This window comes from Edaphobacter sp. 4G125 (assembly GCF_014274685.1).
Taxonomy (GTDB): Bacteria; Acidobacteriota; Terriglobia; order Terriglobales; family Acidobacteriaceae; genus Edaphobacter.
This window is the reverse complement of the sequence record NZ_CP060393.1, coordinates 680,174-697,715: the sequence shown is the minus strand read 5'-3', so window position 1 is coordinate 697,715 and position 17,542 is coordinate 680,174. Positions and strand designations below refer to the sequence as shown.

Here is a 17,542-nt window from a genome sequence, read left to right as displayed (position 1 = left end):
TGCTCTTCTCTGAATGTGCACTTGCAATGGTTTTTGATTGTTCTACTCGTATCTTTCCGGTTTGCGGCTGCGCAACAGCCTGCAGACGAAAACTCTCTGCCGCCTTCTCCTTCGCCCGGAGAACACGCTTCGGCCCCTCTCACTCTCGGCGAGGCCCTCAAAATGGCGGAGCAGAATAGCCCTCGCCTGCATGTAGCCAACGCCTTGATGGACCGAGCCGCGGCAGCAAGTCAAACCGCGCGAGCCTATACGAATCCTCAGGTTGAGTTCTACGCCGGCAAGCAAAGCGCTCGCAATATCCCTACTCCAGGCGTTCCCGGCCTGCTGCAACACTACGGCGGCTCACAAACGATTGAGATTCCCCGCGAACGTGCTCTGCGACGTCAGGCCGCCGATCTTGGGCGAGCCGGACAGGGCTATCAACGCGATACGGAACAGTTATCCGTCAAAGCCGATGTAAAACATGCGTTCTACAACGCACTGCGCTGGAAACATGAGGTCGCGCAGGCTCGCGCCAATCTCGCTCTTGTCCAGGACCTCCGCAACCGCGTTGAAGTTGAAGTCCGGGTCGGCGAAAAAGGACGACTGGAACTGACTCGCGCAGAGGCCGAACTTGCCCGAGCGAACTTCGCTGTCCGTAGCGCGCAGATCAATCTTGCCAATGCTGTCGCAGTGCTTCGCGCCACTATTGCTGCTCCTCCCGATCTGGCAATCGAACCCACAGGAGATCTGGAACCGCATGTCCGTCTTGGTCCGCTGAATGAACTTCGTGTTGCTGTCCTCAAAAGTCATCCCGTTATTGCCGGAGCCAATACCGCAATCGAACAGGCGGAGGTTGAGCTGGATCATCAACGTTCATTACGTATTCCCCAACCAACTCTGTACGGGGAATGGGAACATCAACCCGACCTCACCTTCTGGCGACTTGGAGTCAACGTTCCCTTGCCTCTATGGGACAAGCGACGCGGCCAGATCTCCGACGCTCAGGCTACTGTTCGACAATCGGCTGCGATCCGGAATCAGCGCCAGCTAGAGTTGACCTCTGCGCTTGAGCGCGCCTACGAAAGCTATCAGCTTGCCGATCAGCAGGCAAACTCGTTACAGGCAGGTTCTCTGCACGAAGCCGAGACCGCGGTGGACGCTGCCATGGCTGCCTATCGCTTCGGGGAGCGCGGCATCGTTGAAGTGCTCGATGCACAGCGCGTTCTACAAAGTGTCCGAGGCGATCTGCTGGATGCCCGTTTCGCTCGTCAATCGGCTCTCGTCGATCTTGAAGAACTTGGTGTCGTTCCCTCTGGAGAAAAGCATTGAAGACCGTGAAGCATACAAGATCTCTCAGGGCCTTTACGCTGGCCTCCGTCCTTACTCTGCTTGTCCTGACTGGCTGCAAAAAGAACGTTCCGCCGCCGGTTGAGGCCCCCACAGAACAGGACCCGACGACCATCTCAGTTACGCCCGACCTTGCGCGACAGCTAAAGGTTGGCGAGCCAACAGTGCAGGAAGTCGCCGGCTCATTGCAGGTTGCTGCCCGTATCGATACCGATGCCAGCCGGATTGCCCGCATCGGATCGCCCGTTGCCGGACGCATCATTAAATTGCTCGCGCTCGAAGGCCAGAATGTTCATCGTGGCGCTACGCTCGCGACGCTGCACAGCACAGGACTCTCCGATACGCAGTTCTCTTTCATCAAGGCATACTCTCAGCAGAAACTTGCAGAGCAGGCCACAGACCGGGCCGAACAACTTGTAAAAGCCGACGTCATGGGACGTGCCGAGTTGGAGCGCCGCCGTGCCGAGTTGCTGCAGGCCACTGCCGAAGCCGCAGCGTTCCGCACTCAGCTTCGCGGCCTAGGCATGTCGGACACCTCGATTCGCCAGCTTGAAAACACCCGTCAGCTCAACCCTGACTACCCCGTTCTCTCCACCATCGGCGGCACCGTGCTTGAGCGCAAGGTCACCATCGGGCAGATCGTGCAGCCCGCCGAAATTACCTTCCTCGTCGCCGATCTTTCTAACGTCTGGGTACTCGCTGATGTTCCGGAAGAGAGTGCAGGCAGATTGCACAAGGGAATGAACGTCATTGTCAAAATCCCAGCACTTCCCGATCAGCATGTCGAAGGCAAGCTCTCTTATGTTGCTCCCATCGTCGACCCCGTCACACGTACCGTTCAGGTGCGCATGGACCTGCCCAACCCGCACGGAATCTTCAAGCCTGCCATGCTCGCCGGAATGACCTTCCTCGAACACACCGAGCGGAAGACGACCGTCCCCTCAACCTCTGTCGTCCGCGAAGAGAATAAGGATTATGTCTTTATCCAGGTGGAGCCCACGAAGTTCATGCTGCGCGAGGTCTCTCTCGGGTTGGAAAACGGAGACGATCGCGTACTGGAAAGCGGAGTCGGCCCCGGGGAAAAGATCGTTCTCGATGGAGCATTCCATCTCAATAATCAGCGCAAACAGAATGCCATCAAGGGAGGTCAGTAACCATGCTCCAGTCCATCGTTCACGGTGCACTGAAGCATCGCCTCATTCTCGTCGTTGTTGCCATTATTCTGATGTGCTTCGGCATCAATGCTGCTCAGCATCTCTCCGTCGATGCATTTCCTGACGTCACCAATGTCCAGGTTCAGATCGCCACTGAAGCTCCTGGCAAGTCCCCGGAAGAAGTCGAACGCTTCATCACGATCCCTGTCGAGATCGCCATGACTGGACTCCCGGGTATGACAGACATGCGCTCTCTCAACAAGCCTGGCCTGTCGCTCATTACCCTGGTATTCGAAGATGGACGTAATCTCTACCTCGAGCGCCAGATGGTTTCGGAGCGCCTCAACGAGCTGCGCGACCGTATGCCCGAAGGCGTTACGCCTGTCCTTGGGCCTATTACGAATGCCTTGGGCGAGGTCTATCAGTACACTCTCGAGCGATCCGATGACGGTAAACGGCAACTGACCAAGGAAGAGTTGATCGAACGCCGCACCATTCAAGACTGGGTCGTACGCCCCTTGCTGCGCTCGATCTCCGGCGTTGCCGAGATCAACTCCACTGGAGGCTTCGTCAAGCAGTACGAAACTTTGGTCGATCCGCAAAAGTTGCGCTACTACAACCTCACCATTCAGGACGTCCGCAATGCTCTAGCCCACAACAACGCTAATGCAGGCGGCGGCATCCTTCCGCAACATGCGGAGCAATACCTCATCCGTTCCGTTGGCCTTATCCGCGATCTCGACGATATCCGCGGAATCGTCCTCAAAGAATCTGGCGCCACTCCCATCTACATCCGCGACGTCGCTGACGTGAGCCTCGGCACCGAGGTCCGTTACGGCGCGATGATTAAAAACGGTTATACCGAGTCCGTCGGCGGAGTCGTCCTGATGACCACTGGAGGGAACGCCAAGGAGATTGTCAGCCGTGTAAAGGAACGCGTCGCCGATATCAACTCCAAGCACATGATCCCCGGCGGTCTCCAGATCAAGCCCTACTACGACCGCTCAAAGCTGGTCGACGCTGCGATCCATACCGTTACCGAAGTTCTTGGCGAAGGTATCGTCTTTGTCATCATCGTGCTGGTCCTCTTTCTTGGCGACCTGCGCTCCAGCCTCATCGTCAGCGCGACCCTTCTGCTTACCCCGCTACTCACTTTTCTGGTAATGAACAAAGTCGGACTCTCAGCGAACCTGATGTCGCTGGGCGGTCTTGCGATTGCCATCGGCCTGATGGTCGACGGCTCCGTAGTCGTTGTCGAAAACGTCTTCGCCAAACTGAGCCATGCGCGCCACCATGGACACGAGGTCAAATCTGCCCAGGGCAAAATGCACATCGTGCTCGATGCAGTCGGTGAGGTTGCAACACCCGTTCTCTTCGGCGTCACGATTATTATTCTCGTCTTTCTTCCCCTAATGACCCTTGAAGGCATGGAAGGAAAGATGTTTGCTCCGCTGGCCTATACGATTGCCATTGCGCTCGGCATCTCGCTTCTGCTCTCACTCACGCTCTCGCCGGTACTATGCACTTACATGCTGCGCGGGGGTTCGGAAGATGACACCTGGCTCGTACGTTTGATCCGACGTCCTTACAATGCGTTGCTGAATTGGGCAATGGCTCACCGTCGCACGACCGTGTTGAGCGTAGTAGCCCTCTTCATCTTCGCGCTCTGCCTCTTCCCTTTCCTTGGCACAGCATTCATCCCAGAGATGGCAGAAGGCACACTTTCACCCAATGCCGATCGTGTTCCCAATATCTCCCTCGATGAATCTCTGCGGATGGAGATGTCGATGCAGAAGATTATGCTCACCGTCCCGGGCGTGGAGAATGTCGTCTCCCGCGTAGGTCGTGGCGAATCTCCTGCCGACCCTGCAGGTCCAAATGAAGCCGACGTCCTTGCCTCATTGACCCCGATTGACGAACGGCCAAGTGGCATGACCCAGGAAAAAATTGCAGACCAGATGCGTGAAAAGCTTGCCGTCATTCCAGGCATCAACCTCGTCATGTCGCAGCCCATTTCCGACCGTGTCGACGAGATGGTTTCAGGTGTCCGCGCCGACATTGCAGTCATGCTCTATGGTGACGATCTGGATGTTCTCGTCGAGAAGGCCCGCCAGATCGCTCGCGTCGCCACCGGCATTCACGGAACGCAGGATACCCGCGTCGACCGTGTCGGAGGTCAACAGTATCTCAATATTGATATCGATCGCCGGGCCATTGCACGCTATGGCCTCAATGCAGCCGATGTAAACGACGTAATCGAAACTGCAATCGCTGGCAAATCAGCAACCGAGATCTACGAGGGCGAGCGCCGTTTTCAGGCCGTAGTTCGCCTTCCGCAGAATCTTCGTGATAGCGTACCCGATATCCGCGAGCTACAGATTAGCTCACCAGATGGACCACGGATTCCCCTCGAAAATCTGGCTAAGGTCAGTGTCAAGGAAGGCCCGGCGCTGATCAATCGCAGCATGGGCAAACGACGGATCGTCGTGGGTATCAACGTACAAGACCGCGACCTCGGCGGATACGTCTCTGAACTGCAACAGAAGGTCGGGCAGCAGGTTCAACTACCAGCCGGTTACTACATCGAATGGGGTGGGCAGTTCCACAATATGGAGCGCGCGATGCATCACCTGATGATCATCGTGCCCATCACGATCGGCGCGATCTTCTTCCTGCTCTTTATCCTCTTCCAGTCTGTGCGCTTTGCCGCACTTATCATCACCGTGCTGCCGCTTGCATCGATCGGCGGCGTCATCGGACTCTTCGTCTCCGGTGAATACCTTTCTGTTCCCGCCTCGGTCGGCTTCATCGCTTTGTGGGGAATCGCAGTGCTCAACGGAGTCGTTCTTGTCTCTTATATCCGCAAGCTGCGTGAAGAAGGACGCTCGCAGGAGGACGCCATCCGCGAGGGCGCTCGCCTGCGCTTCCGCCCCGTTATGATGACCGCCACGGTTGCGGCCCTCGGACTGGTTCCTTTCCTGTTTTCGAATGGTGCAGGTTCTGAGATTCAGCGACCACTCGCCATCGTCGTCATCGGCGGCTTGCTCAGCTCAACGCTACTGACGTTGATCCTGGTACCCGTCGTCTACTCCACGTTTGAAGGCAAACAGCGGGACGCCTGAAATCCAGGCGTCCCGCTAAGCCTTGCCTACGTAGTCGCGATATGCTGGCAAGCCGAGGTCCGGCAGGCTAGTCGCCTGCATCGCCGCTCTCACAATCGCTCGCGACATCACTGTCGCGGCGATCGCACCAATTGCAGTCACATCTGCCTTCACATCGGTGGTTCCGGTCGACATGGCAAAGATCGTGTCCCCATCCCCCATCGTATGCACGGGATTAATCGCGCGCGCGTAGCCGTCATGCGCCATCTGCGCAATCTTCGTCATCTGTGTCTTGGTAAACGGAGCATTAGTTGCGACTACACCAATCGTCGTATTCGCACCCTTCTGCACCACCACACGATATCCCTTCATGATGGCGTCCATCGAATCGCGATACCCTTTACCATCTTCCGATCGAGCACCCGCAACCACTTTGCCTGAATGCGGATCGACGACATCCCCCACTGCATTCACGGCCACCAGCGCCCCGACAACGATGCCGGTGTCGCCAATCTTCACGCTCGCTGTACCCAGGCCAGACTTCATCGTAAATTTCGGTCCAAACATCTTCCCAATCGTTGCGCCAGCACCAGCGCCAACATTACCCTCAGCCACCGGCTCTGTTGTAGCAGCGACACACGCCTTGTATCCATCTTCATCGCCCGGACGAATCTTGAAGTCGCCCACTCCCAAGTCCATCAGGATCGCCGCAGGCACAATCGGCACCACACCTTTGCCAATCTTGAATCCGAGGTTATGCTCTTCCAGCCAGCGCACCACACCCGTCGCTGCTGCAAGCCCGTAAGCGCTACCTCCCGAAAGCAGGATCGCCTGCACCTGCTGCACAGAGTTGATGGGCGAAAGCAGATCTGTCTCTCGCGTTCCCGGAGCCGAACCACGCACATCGACACCCGCCGTCGCGCCCTTCTCGCAGATCAGCACCGTGCACCCTGTCGGTCGCGTGCTCAGCGTATGGTGCCCTACTTTAAGACCGGGAACATCAGTGATTGATCCGCCCTCGGGCAAGGGAAATGATTCTCGGGCAAGAGCAAATGCAGCCTCTGCGGGCAGAGCCGCGGCCAGAGGAAGTCCAAGCAAATTTCGGGTAAACTCACGGCGCTTCATATTCGAACCTCACAGAGAAATCTACAACACGGCTCCTTGCACCGACGAAGAAACCTCCGTCGTCGGTCGAGAAGGAGCAAACACGCGAAACCCAATCATTACCACCGCCGCCGTCGCAATCCCAATGGCCTGGGGCGACAGCACGCCAACGCCCGCACCATGCGTCAGTCGAATCGTCAACACCGTTGCCGAAAGTGCAGCAACAATACTGCACATCGCCGCAGGAGCAAGCACCCGCCGCGAGTAAAGCCCCGCCACTACCGGAACAAACAACGCAACAGCAATCAACCCATAAAAGATCGAAACAGCCTGAATAATAGAAGGCAAAACCGCCGCCAACAATATTCCCACCACTCCTGCGCCGATGGAGGACAAGCGACTCACCCACAACATCTTCTGTTGTGAAACCCCGGGATTCAGAAAGGTCTTATAGAGATCGACAGCCAACGAGGTCGATAGCATAAACAGAATTGCGTCCGTCGCGCTCAGCTCTGCAGAAAAAATCGAGGCCAGCGTCCACACTCCAAGCCACTCCGGCAGCAGGGTCTTCATTGCCGTCGGAAGCGCCAGCTCGGCATTCGCCAAGTGCGGCATGGCTGCAAAGGCACACAATCCCAGTACCGGAGGAACAAACGCAAAGATCGCCTGTCCTAACGAGTTCAGCCCCACGCCCCACCGCACTGTCTTTACATCGCGTGCCCCATAGACCTTCTGCACTAGTCCGGGTGAGATCATAAACGACGGCACAAGAATCGCGATCCAAGCCAGCAGTTGTTTTGTACCTGCTCCGGTCATGCTGAAAAGCGCGTTTGTTTTCGCCGCGCTGCCCGTGTTAGCCAGCACCAGCTCATGCATGTGCGCCCAGCCCCCAAGCGCGTGGAACGCAAATGGCACCGCCAGCAGCAAGCCCGACATCGTCACCGCCAGCTCGAACATATTTACGAATGACGACGACATCATCCCGCCGGCAGTGCAGTACACAATTGCTACAATTCCGCCGATCAGGCATCCCTCCCACTTCGGGATTCCGGCAACTGTATTGAGGATCCACGAGATGGCGATCAGCTGACCAGCAAGAATCGCCAGCGCTCCGAACCAAAACAGGATCGAGATGATCGCCTTCACCGCTTTGTTATAGCGGAACTCCAAATAATCCTGCAGAGTCGCCAGTCCATGCTCCTTTGCAATCCTCCACAGCTTTGGTCCTAGAAACTGCGAGAGCAGAAATGTGCCGATGCAGGCGGATCCCACCCACCACCAGGCAGACATTCCCATCCGATAACCGAGACCCGTTGCCCCTACCGTCGAACCAGCGCCAATGTTTGCTGCCAGGAACGTGGCAAATAACCGCCCCGGCCCCAGACTCCGACCCGCCACCAGGAAGTCTGACGAGTTCTTCACTCGCCGGCTCATCACAATGCCAAGCGCCATCAGAAAGATGGAGTACAACAACAGTGCGATGAGATAGATATTCATTCAGGACCCTATTCCACTCCCAGTAGCTGCACGGCGGCCAGCGCCATCACCTTGGCCGAGGCCACAATATCGTCAATCCGGCAGTACTCATCAGGTAGATGCGCCTGAGCCAGCAACCCCGGTCCGTAGGCGACACACTGCGCCACATTCGCAATCCGAACAACATGCTTCTGATCATAAGTGCCCGGACTTGCCGCAAACACCGCCTCTTTGCCCGCGATCTGCTGAATGCATCCCGCTAACGTCTGTACCAGATCGCAGTTCCTATCCGTTTGTACCGGATGCACCACCATCAGGTCTTCCAGCGTGTACTTGAACTCTGGATTCGCGGACCGATACTCCTCCAGCATCTCCACAATCTCTTCGCGCACCTTTTCGAACGGCTCTTCCGACAAGAATCGCCTGTCGAAGATCGCGCCCGAACGATCCGCAACACAGGGTGTCTGCGTTCCCTCTTCCGGCTGCCCGCCAAAGACAGCATTCACATTGATACTCGCATAGCGCGATTTCGGCGGCTCCACCGGGATCTCTGTCTTCCGTGTCGCTAGCCGGGGCTTAAGATCATGCGTCACGCCATGAAGAAAATCTGCAAGATGATCGATCGCACTTACTCCCAGATAAGGCATGCTTCCGTGAGCAATCCTTCCATGCGTCGTCACCTTGAACCAGTACACGCCGCGATGTCCAAGGTAAATGTGGTGTGTGTCCGTCGGCTCGGTAATGATGACGTAGTCGTTCTTGTCCTTGCCCAGCCATCCCTGCTGTGCCAGATACGCAACGCCCGCGAATCCACCGCTCTCTTCATCGACGCTTCCGCTCTGCTCGACCGTTCCCCGCAGCTTCAGCCCCGCACGTTTCACTGCTTCGATTGCAAAGATCGAAGCGGCAATCCCCGCCTTCTGGTCTGAAACTCCACGGCCATACATCTTTCCGTCTTCGATCACTGCCGCGAACGGATCGCGCGTCCACCCCTCTCCCACCGGAACCACATCGAAGTGCCCGTTGAAGTGAAGTGATGGCCTCGCTGTAGCTCCTTTCATTCTTCCAAATACATTCACCCGCGGATGCTCTGCTGTATGCTCCTTCAGTCCTTCAGCGGTGATGAAATTCGTCTCGTAACCAAACTTCTTCAATTGATTGCCGATCAGTTCGGCTCCTTCTCGATACACCTCACCCGGCGGATTCACCGTTGGAACGCGAACCAGATCCTGAAGAAATAAAATCATCTCTTCCTGAATCTGGTCCACGCCACTACAAATTGCATCCTGAATCTTTGCCGATACTGCTGCCATCTTCGATACCTCGGGTGGAACGCTCTGGACCACAACCAGCCGCTCCACAAATGTTAGTGTCTCCCGAGAAAGATCGTGCGTCTCCCGGACGAGCAGGATTAGAAGCCGTACTTGACCGCCAGTTGAATCACGCGCGAATCGTTGCCAACCGTCGACGTAATCCGGCCGAACGTCGACGTACCAAACGTCAGCCCCGGCTGGGCAAAGTGCGCCTCGTTGAAGACATTGAAGACCTCGAACCGAAAGTCCGCATGCTGGTTCTCCGTAATCCGGAAGATCTTGAAGATCGAAGCGTCCGTCGTGTTGAAGCCCGGTCCCACAACCACTCCGCGCGATTCATTGCCCGACTGGCTGTTATCGATCTTCGAGCCAAGCGTCGGCAGCGCGAAGCACGCTGTATTGAAGAATGTCGAAGTCGTTCCTACATTCCGCTTCGCATAGTTATTGGGGTTGCAGGTCATGTTTGGACGGAAGGTCAAAGACTGCGCCGTCGTCGACGAGTTGACCACCGTAAACGGGTTACCCGACTGCGCCTGGAAGATACCGTTGATCTGCCAGCCACCGATCAGTAACCGCTCCGCCGCTGGCCTGCCCAGCAGCTGCGGCAGTTCATAAGCAAAGCTCAGCACAAACCGGTTGCGCGTATCGAACAATGCATTCCCACGCTCCCGCACCATTGCGCGTTCGATCGACGCATCGTCTCCAATGGTCACCGGAAGAACCGGCCGCGAATCGTTGCCGATGTTTAGACCCGATACGTCGTCGATGGCGCGGCTCCACGTATAAGCTGCCATTGCAGTCGCACGATGCCAGCTGCGCAAGGTGAGTTGCCCTTGCAGAGAGTCATACCAGCTCTTCGCCGCAGAAAAGGTCGGGCGCGTAAGACCAAATGCCGGAAAGACCGCGCGAGATCCCGCCGCATAGGCATTCGGCGACGTGGCCGCTGCCGGAAGCACATTCGTCGGATTCACCTCGATAAAGATCGGCAGTTGCTTGGCACGCGTTCCTACATATCCAAGCTCAAAGCCCATCTGCTGCGTAAACTGGTGCTCAATCCCTAGGTTGTAGTGCTGAATGTTCGGCGTCTTATACGAGTGTGGCAGGCCCCATCCAATAAAAGTCAGTCCCGGAGGAAACCCGATGGCCCCACCCGTCACCCCTGCATAGGGATTCGAAAACCACTGCGACGTCGCCGAAGATCCAGAGCGCTGGTAGAAATCGATCTCCTGCAACGGCTGGAAAGGCGGAGCCAGCGTGCCGTTCTGGAAGAAGTCTCCCTGCCCCGGAACGCTGTCGAAATAAATTCCCCACGCTGCGCGTAGCACCGTCTTACCATCGCCAACAGGATCGAAGATCGCTGCCAGACGAGGAGAAACATTATTCGTGTCCGCATAGTAAGTTCCGGCTGGTGTGTCCTTATCTCCCGGATAGACCAGGCCCACCGGTGCATTCGGCTGCACCGTCGATTGCTGCCCCGGATGCAACGCGGCCAGATGTCCCTTCGCCTCGGTGTAAGGCTGGTTGACCTCATAGCGCCCGCCAATCACTAGCGTCAGGTGCGGATTCACGCGGAACTGGTCCTGCGCATACCCCGAGTATGTCCACGATTTTCCATTCATCGCCGGATCGCCCGAACCCTGCTGGAACATGTACGGCAATCCCAGGTAAAAGTCCGCCAGCGCAAATCCCGTAAAGTTCGAATTGAACGTGAACGCTCCATTTGGTCGATTGATATAGAGCAGGCCTATTCCGTCACGGCGCGCCTCTCCGCCAAACTGGAATGTATGCTTACCCTTCGTCCAGGTGAAATCGTCCGAAATCGTATCGACGCTGTTGTTGCGCGAAGCAAACGGCTGCTGTGCATCGCCCTGCGTGAAATAGCTGGTAATCGTTACGTTGGGTAATCCTCTCGCCAGGGCGTTCGTGGAGTTGAATGCATAACCCGCCGATGTCAGATCAAGACCGCTGGTCAGATTCGGCTTACCGGAGATCCACTGTCGTGCATATCGAACTACGTTAATCTTGTTGGAGCCAATCAGCCAGGTGTCCGACGCCATCGCATCCTGCAACGTCATAATTTGGCGGTTTCCTGTCACCGGAAAGTTTGAGGGCGTAATCGGTCCATAAAGATTTGTATGGTTGTACATGTACCGCCCGAGCAACGAATGCGCTCCTACTTTGAAATCCAATCGAAGCCCGGCCATATTGCGGTTATCGATATTGGCAGGTGCTGCGGAATAAAAGCCTCCTGCCGCATTAGGTGCTGGAATATAGTTGTTCAACAGATATTGACTAACTGAGCTAATACGCGAGGGATCGATCGCATTCGGTCGCCCATTGTAAGCAAATTGGGTTCCGTTTATTGGATCAACAACTTTGTTAATGCAATTCGGTTGATTAACAACTGTGCACTGCTGGCCAGCATTTGGGTTAGGCTGGCCATTCGCTAGAGTTGGTCCCTGAACGTAATCGGCATAAAAATCTCCACTACGCTCCGCTGCCGTCAATACTCTCTGGTTCAGCACATTGCTCGTTGCATCCTTCAGGCGGAATCCCTCATAAAAACCAAACACGAAGAGTCGATCACGAAGAATCTTACCGCCCGCAGCCCCACCAAACTGATTCTGCTGATAATTCGGATTCGGTTTATTCGCAGGCGTAAAGTAGTTTTTCGCCGCCAGCGCAGCCTCACGGTTGAACTCCCACACGCTGCCATGCCATGTGTTCGTGCCAGCGCGCGTCACCACATTCACAATCGCTCCTGCGCTTCGCCCATACTGAGCGTCGTAGGAGTGCGTCATGATCTTGAACTCCTGAATCGCGTCCGGGGGAGGCCGCATTACAAATCCGCTGTTGAACGAATCATTGTTCGGTGCGCCATCCAGCAGAAAGCTATTCGACTGGTTCCGCATCCCGTTCACGTTGAAGCTTCCCGTCGTGTTGCCGAAGCCTCCCGGAGTAGCATTGCCCGCGGCTCCTCCCAGGGCTGAAGGAGCCGCAATCACTCCCGGAATCAGCGTACCCAATTGCGCAAAGTTGCGGCCATTCAACGGAAGATCCACCACGGCCTGGTGGTCCACCACTGTACCGAGCGTGGCGTTGCCAGTCTCCACCAGCGGAGCCGAGCCCGTCACCGTCACCTCTTCCACCACCCCGCCGACCGCGAGATGCACGTCGATGCGCGTGGTGCCATTCACCTGGACCACGACCTTATCAACCAGCGTCGTCTTGAACCCCTGGGCCGTCGCCTTCACTTGATAGGCTCCCGGATTCACCAACGGAAACGCGTACGCTCCATCCTGGCCCGTCGCCGTCGTGCGAACATCCGCGGTCGCAACGTTGGTCAGGTCAATCTTCACGCCAGGAACCACCTGCCCCCCGGGGTCCGAAACCACGCCGCTCACCTGGCCGGTCGCCTGCGCAAACATCTTTTGCGGCCCACACAAGCCCAGCAACATCAGAACAGGAAGAAGACGGCCCAACACCGCCAAAGAAGACCTTAGGGAACGAAACACAAATGCCTCACGCATAAACAACCTCCAGGGCAATCGATACAAAGAGGGTGTAGCTTCTTGCGAAACAACGTGGTGCTATACGACTGGGATTGGAGCGACAATATACGGAGATGGAATACTTGTCAACAATCTGTATACTAATCTCGAAAAATTCCATACGACGTCTGCACGCACATGACGCATATATTCTTGCTCAGTTAGCCGTACCCTAAAACCTTCTTCCTGTGGAGTCTCAATGGAAAGCGTCGTCGAACCTCTCTACCGCAGCGTCCGCCAGGACATCGTTGAGTGCGAGCTCACTCCCGGGCGCGCCTTCTCCGAAGCCGAGCTCGGACGCCTCTATAACGCGAGCCGCACTCCCGTCCGCGAAGCCTGCCGCCGCCTCGAGCACGAAGGACTCATTCGCATCATCCCCTTCCGCGGCTACATGATCGCTCCGCTTTCTGTCGCTGAATTCCACGACCTTGAAGAGATGCAGCTCATCTTTGAACCCGAGGCAGCTGCCCTCGCCGCCGAGCGCGCCAACTCCGACGAGCTGGCCCAGATGAAAGAACTCGCCACCTACGAATATCGCGTTGGCGATCGCTCCAGCTACCGCGAGTTCATCCAGAAAAACTACCAGCTCCACACGCTTATCGCTCAATCCACACGCAACAAGCGCCTGATCGAAGTCGTCTCGAACATCCACATCCGGCTGATGCGCTTCTTTTACCTCGGTCTACCCTTTGACTCCTACGGTCCTGCACTTGTCGCCGAACACATCCGCATCGTCGATGCCATCTGCGAACGGAATGGGCAGGAGGCGCGATGTCGTGCCAGTGAGCACATTCGAATGGCCATGGAGCGCAGTGCCAGCCTGTTGATGAGCGCCATCCGCTTCGGCGAGGCCGTCTTCGATGCCAACAGCAACTCGCTCGATGGAACCATCCCCAACACTCGCTCCCGTGCCCGTCGCACTTAGAGCATGCGATGAAGATATTGTCATCCTGAGCGAGTCGCAGGATCTGCAGTTCATAAATCGAATATCCCCTGAATGCCTCACTCTTCAACCTGCACCACCACGGAGCCCTCCAATGTCAGACCAGCTCACCTCGCAGCAAGTCATCCAGCTCACTAAAGACCACAACTTTGGGACTTGGCGCAAACAGAAGTTTTGGAATCCTAATCATCTCGTCTCCGCGGATGGATGCTACTTCACCGACGGCAACGGCAAACGTTTCCTCGACTTCTCTTCTCAGCTGATGTGCTCCAACCTCGGCCACAACAACAAGGCCGTCATCGACTCCATCAAGAAACAGGCCGAAACTCTCGCCTACGCTGCGCCCTTCTACGCCACTACCGCGCGCGCCGAGCTATCGAAGCTCCTGCTCGAAGTCCTTCCCGAAGGCCTTACCAAGTTCTTCTTCACGACCTCTGGCACTGATGCCAACGAAGCGGCCTTCAAGATTGCGCGCATGTACACCGGTAAGACCAAGATCATCTCGCGCTACCGCAGCTATCACGGCTCTACCTCTATGTCCGTTGCCGCCACTGGAGATCCGCGCCGCTGGCCAATGGAGCCCCGCGGCAAAGGCCAGGGCATCCTCTTCTCACCCGAGGTCAATTGCTATAAGTGCCCCCTCAAGCATTCCTATCCTGAATGCGGCATCGCCTGCGCCGACTACCTTGACTACATGATTGCCAATGAAGGCGACGTCGCCGCTGTCCTCGTTGAACCCGTCGTCGGAACCAACGGAGTCCTCATCCCGCCCCAGGGATATTTCAAAAAGCTCCGTGAAGTCTGCAACAAACATGGTGTCCTGCTCATCGCCGACGAGGTCATGGCTGGCTGGGGACGCACCGGCAAGTGGTTCTCCGTCGACAACTGGGATCTCAAACCCGACATCCTCACCACCGCCAAGGGAATCACCTCGGCCTACGTTCCTCTCGGTCTCTGCGCCACCACGCAAAAGATCGCTGACTTCTTTGAAGAGAACTACTTCGCTCACGGTCACACCTACGAAGCGCATCCCATGACCCTCGGCCCTGCCGTCGCCACCATCCAGGAGATGCGCCGTCTCAACCTCGTCGAACGCGCCAACGAGATCGGCGCCTATCTTGGTGAAAAACTCAACGCCCTCAAGCCAAAACACCCTTCCATTGGAGATGTCCGCGGCCTCGGCCTCTTTTGGGCTGTCGAACTCGTCAAAGACCAGAAGGCAAAGACTCCCTTCAACACTTGGCAGGAGAAGCTCGACGGCAAACCAATGGTCGTCGAACAGGTCGCCGCGAAGATGCTGGCCGAAGGCGTCGTCATGCAGGCCTGGATGAGCCACTTCGTTCTCGCCCCGCCGCTCATCGTGGAGAAGGCCGACATCGACAAAGCAGTCGCCGCACTCGACAGCGCCCTCGTCCTCGCCGATGACCTGTTGCCACAACATACGACTGCATAACCGTTATGCATTACGAAGGTAGGGAGCAGTGATGCAAAGAAGAAGTGTCATCCTGAGCGGAGCGTAGCGGAGTCGAAGGATCTGCGGTTCAACAAAGGACACACGCAGCAGTGCGCACTGCCTTGCTTAAGAGCACGGCTTTAGCCGTGCTGAAAACACTTATCCTCCGCAAGCGGCTTTAGCCGCTGAGGTACAGCATGCTGCCAATGAAATTAACCGCCGCCATCACCCTCCTCTCCTCTTCTCTCCTCGCCCAAACGCAGATGGCGCACGACCACACCGCTCACGACACACGCCCCGTCCCACTCGTCGCCGGACTCGGCAACTCCAACCACACCATCAGCACTCGCAATCCCGAAGCCCAGAAATATTTCAATCAAGGCCTCGACTACATCTGGGCATTTAATCACGACGAGGCTCGTCGTTCATTTCAACGCGCTGCCGACCTCGACCCCACCGCCGCCATGCCGCTCTGGGGAGTCGCCCTCGCCGTTGGCCCGAACTACAACGACATCGACATCGGCCACGCCCGTGCCCAACAGGCTATCGATGCACTCGCCCACGCTCGCACCCTAGCCCAGACGCAGACCGAACGCGACTACATTAACGCACTTTCCGCACGATACAGCGGCACTGGCGGCAACATTGTTGTCCAGGGCGAACAATACGCCACTGCCATGAAGACGCTCGCAGCCAGTTACCCCAACGATCTCGACGCTGCTACGCTCTACGCCGAAGCCCTTATGGATCTCAACCCCTGGAAGCTCTGGAATCCCGATGGCTCGCCATCGACCAACACCAGCGAGATCGTCTCCACGCTTCAGGCAGTTCTGAAAAAAGACTCGCATCACGTTGGCGCAAACCATCTGCTTATCCATGCAACCGAGGCATCTCCACATCCTGAGATCGCCCTTGCCTCAGCAAAATTCCTCGAAGACGCTACCCCCTCCGCCGGCCATCTCGTACACATGCCCGCCCATACCTACCAACGTATCGGCAACTACAACGGGGCACAGCTGGCCAATCAGAACGCCGTCACAGCCGACCGAGCCTACTTCAAGTCGCAACATCTCGAAACCGTGACGAACATGTACTACAACATGTACTACGTCCATAACATCCACTTCCTGGCTGCCTCCTGCGCGATGGAAGGCAATAACGTCTGCACTCAAAAAGCCGCAGCCGAACTCATCGCACAGGTCCTCCCCGCCACCAAGGAACACCCCGAGACCGAGTGGTACACCCCAACGCAGCCCTGGATGCTCACTCGCTTCCAGCAGTGGAAGACGATCCTCGCGGCGCCCATGCCCGAACCGCGCCTCAAAAACCTGACCGCTTTCTGGCATTACGCTCGCGGAAGCGCCTATGCCGCACAACACAATATCCCGGCAGCACAGCAAGAGCGCGACGCACTTGCCGAGCGAACCAACACCTTGCCTGCCGATGCCATTCCCGACTTTATGAATCCCGCAAAGTCCGCGCTTCAGCTCGCTCTCGATGTCCTCGACGCCCGCATCCTCGAAGCTCAAGGCAAGCTCCCCGAGGCTATCGAGACATGGCGCAAGGCTGTCGCGCTCAACGACACTTTCCTCTACAACGAACCCGCCGACTGGTACTATCCCGTCCGCGAATCCCTCGGCGGCGCCCTGCTTCGCGCCCACCAACCCGCCGAAGCTGAAGTAGTCTTCCGCCGCGATCTCGAGATCAATCCCGGCAACGGCCGCTCACTCTATGGCCTCTGGCAAAGCCACCTCGCTCAACATAAATCTGCCGAAGCCACAAAAACCGAAGCCCAGTTTCGCAAAGCATGGAAGCATGCCGACACCAAACTCAGCATCGCGAATCTCTGAGCATATTAGAGTCCGACAATCCGATGAACGTTCCGAGCCCCTTCTTGCGAACGAGATACCCCTCCAGGCGAAGCTCGAAAAGCGCCTGCCTGACGGTCCCGCGGCTTACTCTCAAGGCCGAGGTAAACTGCGTTTCCGACGGAATCACATCTCCCTGGGATAATTGCCCTGCCTCGATCTTGCTAAGAAGCCAACTCTTGATTTGCAGATAGAGAGGAACAAAACTTTCTCGGTCCATCGTGCAATCAATCGCCACAGTTTCCTTGCG

At 56.8% G+C, this 17,542-nt stretch carries 11 protein-coding genes; 6 read left to right on the top strand and 5 right to left on the bottom strand.

From position 1 onward, the window contains the following. The first annotated feature begins 15 nt into the window (after nucleotides 1–15). Genes H7846_RS02890 through H7846_RS02880 form a run of 3 tightly spaced genes read left to right on the top strand, consistent with a single transcriptional unit; the run spans nucleotide 16 to nucleotide 5,605 of the window. A complete protein-coding gene (locus H7846_RS02890; RefSeq protein ID WP_370561327.1) occupies nucleotides 16–1,311 on the top strand; it encodes a TolC family protein in 1,296 nt (431 codons plus the stop codon). Between the two features lie 5 nt (nucleotides 1,312–1,316). Further along, nucleotides 1,317–2,483 (top strand): efflux RND transporter periplasmic adaptor subunit, encoded by a 1,167-nt coding sequence (locus H7846_RS02885; protein WP_222597564.1) that lies wholly within the window; start codon nucleotides 1,317–1,319, stop codon nucleotides 2,481–2,483. A gap of 2 nt (nucleotides 2,484–2,485) precedes the next feature. Continuing rightward, a complete protein-coding gene (locus tag H7846_RS02880) occupies nucleotides 2,486–5,605 on the top strand; it encodes an efflux RND transporter permease subunit (protein ID WP_186695044.1) in 3,120 nt (1,039 codons plus the stop codon). A gap of 15 nt (nucleotides 5,606–5,620) precedes the next feature. Here H7846_RS02880 and H7846_RS02875 read toward each other — a convergent pair whose 3' ends face one another. The 4 genes from H7846_RS02875 to H7846_RS02860 are packed head-to-tail and all read right to left on the bottom strand — an operon-like array spanning nucleotide 5,621 to nucleotide 13,007. Next, on the bottom strand, nucleotides 5,621–6,709 hold the full coding sequence (locus H7846_RS02875; protein ID WP_186695043.1) for a P1 family peptidase: 1,089 nt from the start codon (nucleotides 6,707–6,709) through the stop codon (nucleotides 5,621–5,623). 21 nt (nucleotides 6,710–6,730) lie between these two features. Next, entirely contained in the window at nucleotides 6,731–8,185 is a 1,455-nt protein-coding gene (locus H7846_RS02870) for a sodium:solute symporter family protein (protein ID WP_186695042.1), read from the bottom strand. 8 nt (nucleotides 8,186–8,193) lie between these two features. Then, on the bottom strand, nucleotides 8,194–9,525 hold the full coding sequence (locus H7846_RS02865; RefSeq protein ID WP_222597539.1) for an acetylornithine deacetylase/succinyl-diaminopimelate desuccinylase family protein: 1,332 nt from the start codon (nucleotides 9,523–9,525) through the stop codon (nucleotides 8,194–8,196). 50 nt (nucleotides 9,526–9,575) lie between these two features. Further along, complete coding sequence (locus H7846_RS02860) at nucleotides 9,576–13,007, bottom strand: TonB-dependent receptor (RefSeq protein ID WP_186695041.1); 3,432 nt, start codon at nucleotides 13,005–13,007, stop codon at nucleotides 9,576–9,578. Between the two features lie 220 nt (nucleotides 13,008–13,227). On the opposite strand from H7846_RS02860, the gene H7846_RS02855 reads away from it, so the two are divergent. The 3 genes from H7846_RS02855 to H7846_RS02845 all read left to right on the top strand — a co-directional run bounded on the left by H7846_RS02855 (nucleotide 13,228) and on the right by H7846_RS02845 (nucleotide 17,274). Next, nucleotides 13,228–13,953 (top strand): GntR family transcriptional regulator, encoded by a 726-nt coding sequence (locus H7846_RS02855; protein ID WP_186695040.1) that lies wholly within the window; start codon nucleotides 13,228–13,230, stop codon nucleotides 13,951–13,953. A 112-nt stretch (nucleotides 13,954–14,065) separates the two neighbouring features. Continuing rightward, nucleotides 14,066–15,424: an aminotransferase family protein gene (locus H7846_RS02850; protein WP_186695039.1), complete on the top strand. Its 1,359-nt coding sequence runs from the start codon at nucleotides 14,066–14,068 to the stop codon at nucleotides 15,422–15,424. Nucleotides 15,425–15,630: 206 nt separating this feature from the next. Then, nucleotides 15,631–17,274: a tetratricopeptide repeat protein gene (locus H7846_RS02845; RefSeq protein ID WP_186695038.1), complete on the top strand. Its 1,644-nt coding sequence runs from the start codon at nucleotides 15,631–15,633 to the stop codon at nucleotides 17,272–17,274. Here the strand turns inward: H7846_RS02845 and H7846_RS18090 are convergent. Continuing rightward, the gene (locus H7846_RS18090) at nucleotides 17,255–17,512 is read right to left on the bottom strand and encodes a GntR family transcriptional regulator (RefSeq protein WP_370561397.1); all 258 of its coding nucleotides are present in this window, start codon (nucleotides 17,510–17,512) and stop codon (nucleotides 17,255–17,257) included. The two genes, H7846_RS02845 and H7846_RS18090, sit on opposite strands and share 20 nt — an antisense overlap. Nucleotides 17,513–17,542 lie beyond the last annotated feature (30 nt).

Bases quoted from the DNA above. Each gene is read 5' to 3' on its own strand.
- H7846_RS02880 (WP_186695044.1), top strand. From the start codon at position 2,486: ATGCTCCAGTCCATCGTTCACGGTGCACTGAAGCATCGCCTCATTCTC.
- H7846_RS02875 (WP_186695043.1), bottom strand. From the start codon at position 6,709: ATGAAGCGCCGTGAGTTTACCCGAAATTTGCTTGGACTTCCTCTGGCC.
- H7846_RS02870 (WP_186695042.1), bottom strand. From the start codon at position 8,185: ATGAATATCTATCTCATCGCACTGTTGTTGTACTCCATCTTTCTGATG.
- H7846_RS02860 (WP_186695041.1), bottom strand. From the start codon at position 13,007: ATGCGTGAGGCATTTGTGTTTCGTTCCCTAAGGTCTTCTTTGGCGGTG.
- H7846_RS02855 (WP_186695040.1), top strand. From the start codon at position 13,228: ATGGAAAGCGTCGTCGAACCTCTCTACCGCAGCGTCCGCCAGGACATC.
- H7846_RS02850 (WP_186695039.1), top strand. From the start codon at position 14,066: ATGTCAGACCAGCTCACCTCGCAGCAAGTCATCCAGCTCACTAAAGAC.
- H7846_RS02845 (WP_186695038.1), top strand. From the start codon at position 15,631: ATGAAATTAACCGCCGCCATCACCCTCCTCTCCTCTTCTCTCCTCGCC.
- H7846_RS18090 (WP_370561397.1), bottom strand. From the start codon at position 17,512: ATGGACCGAGAAAGTTTTGTTCCTCTCTATCTGCAAATCAAGAGTTGG.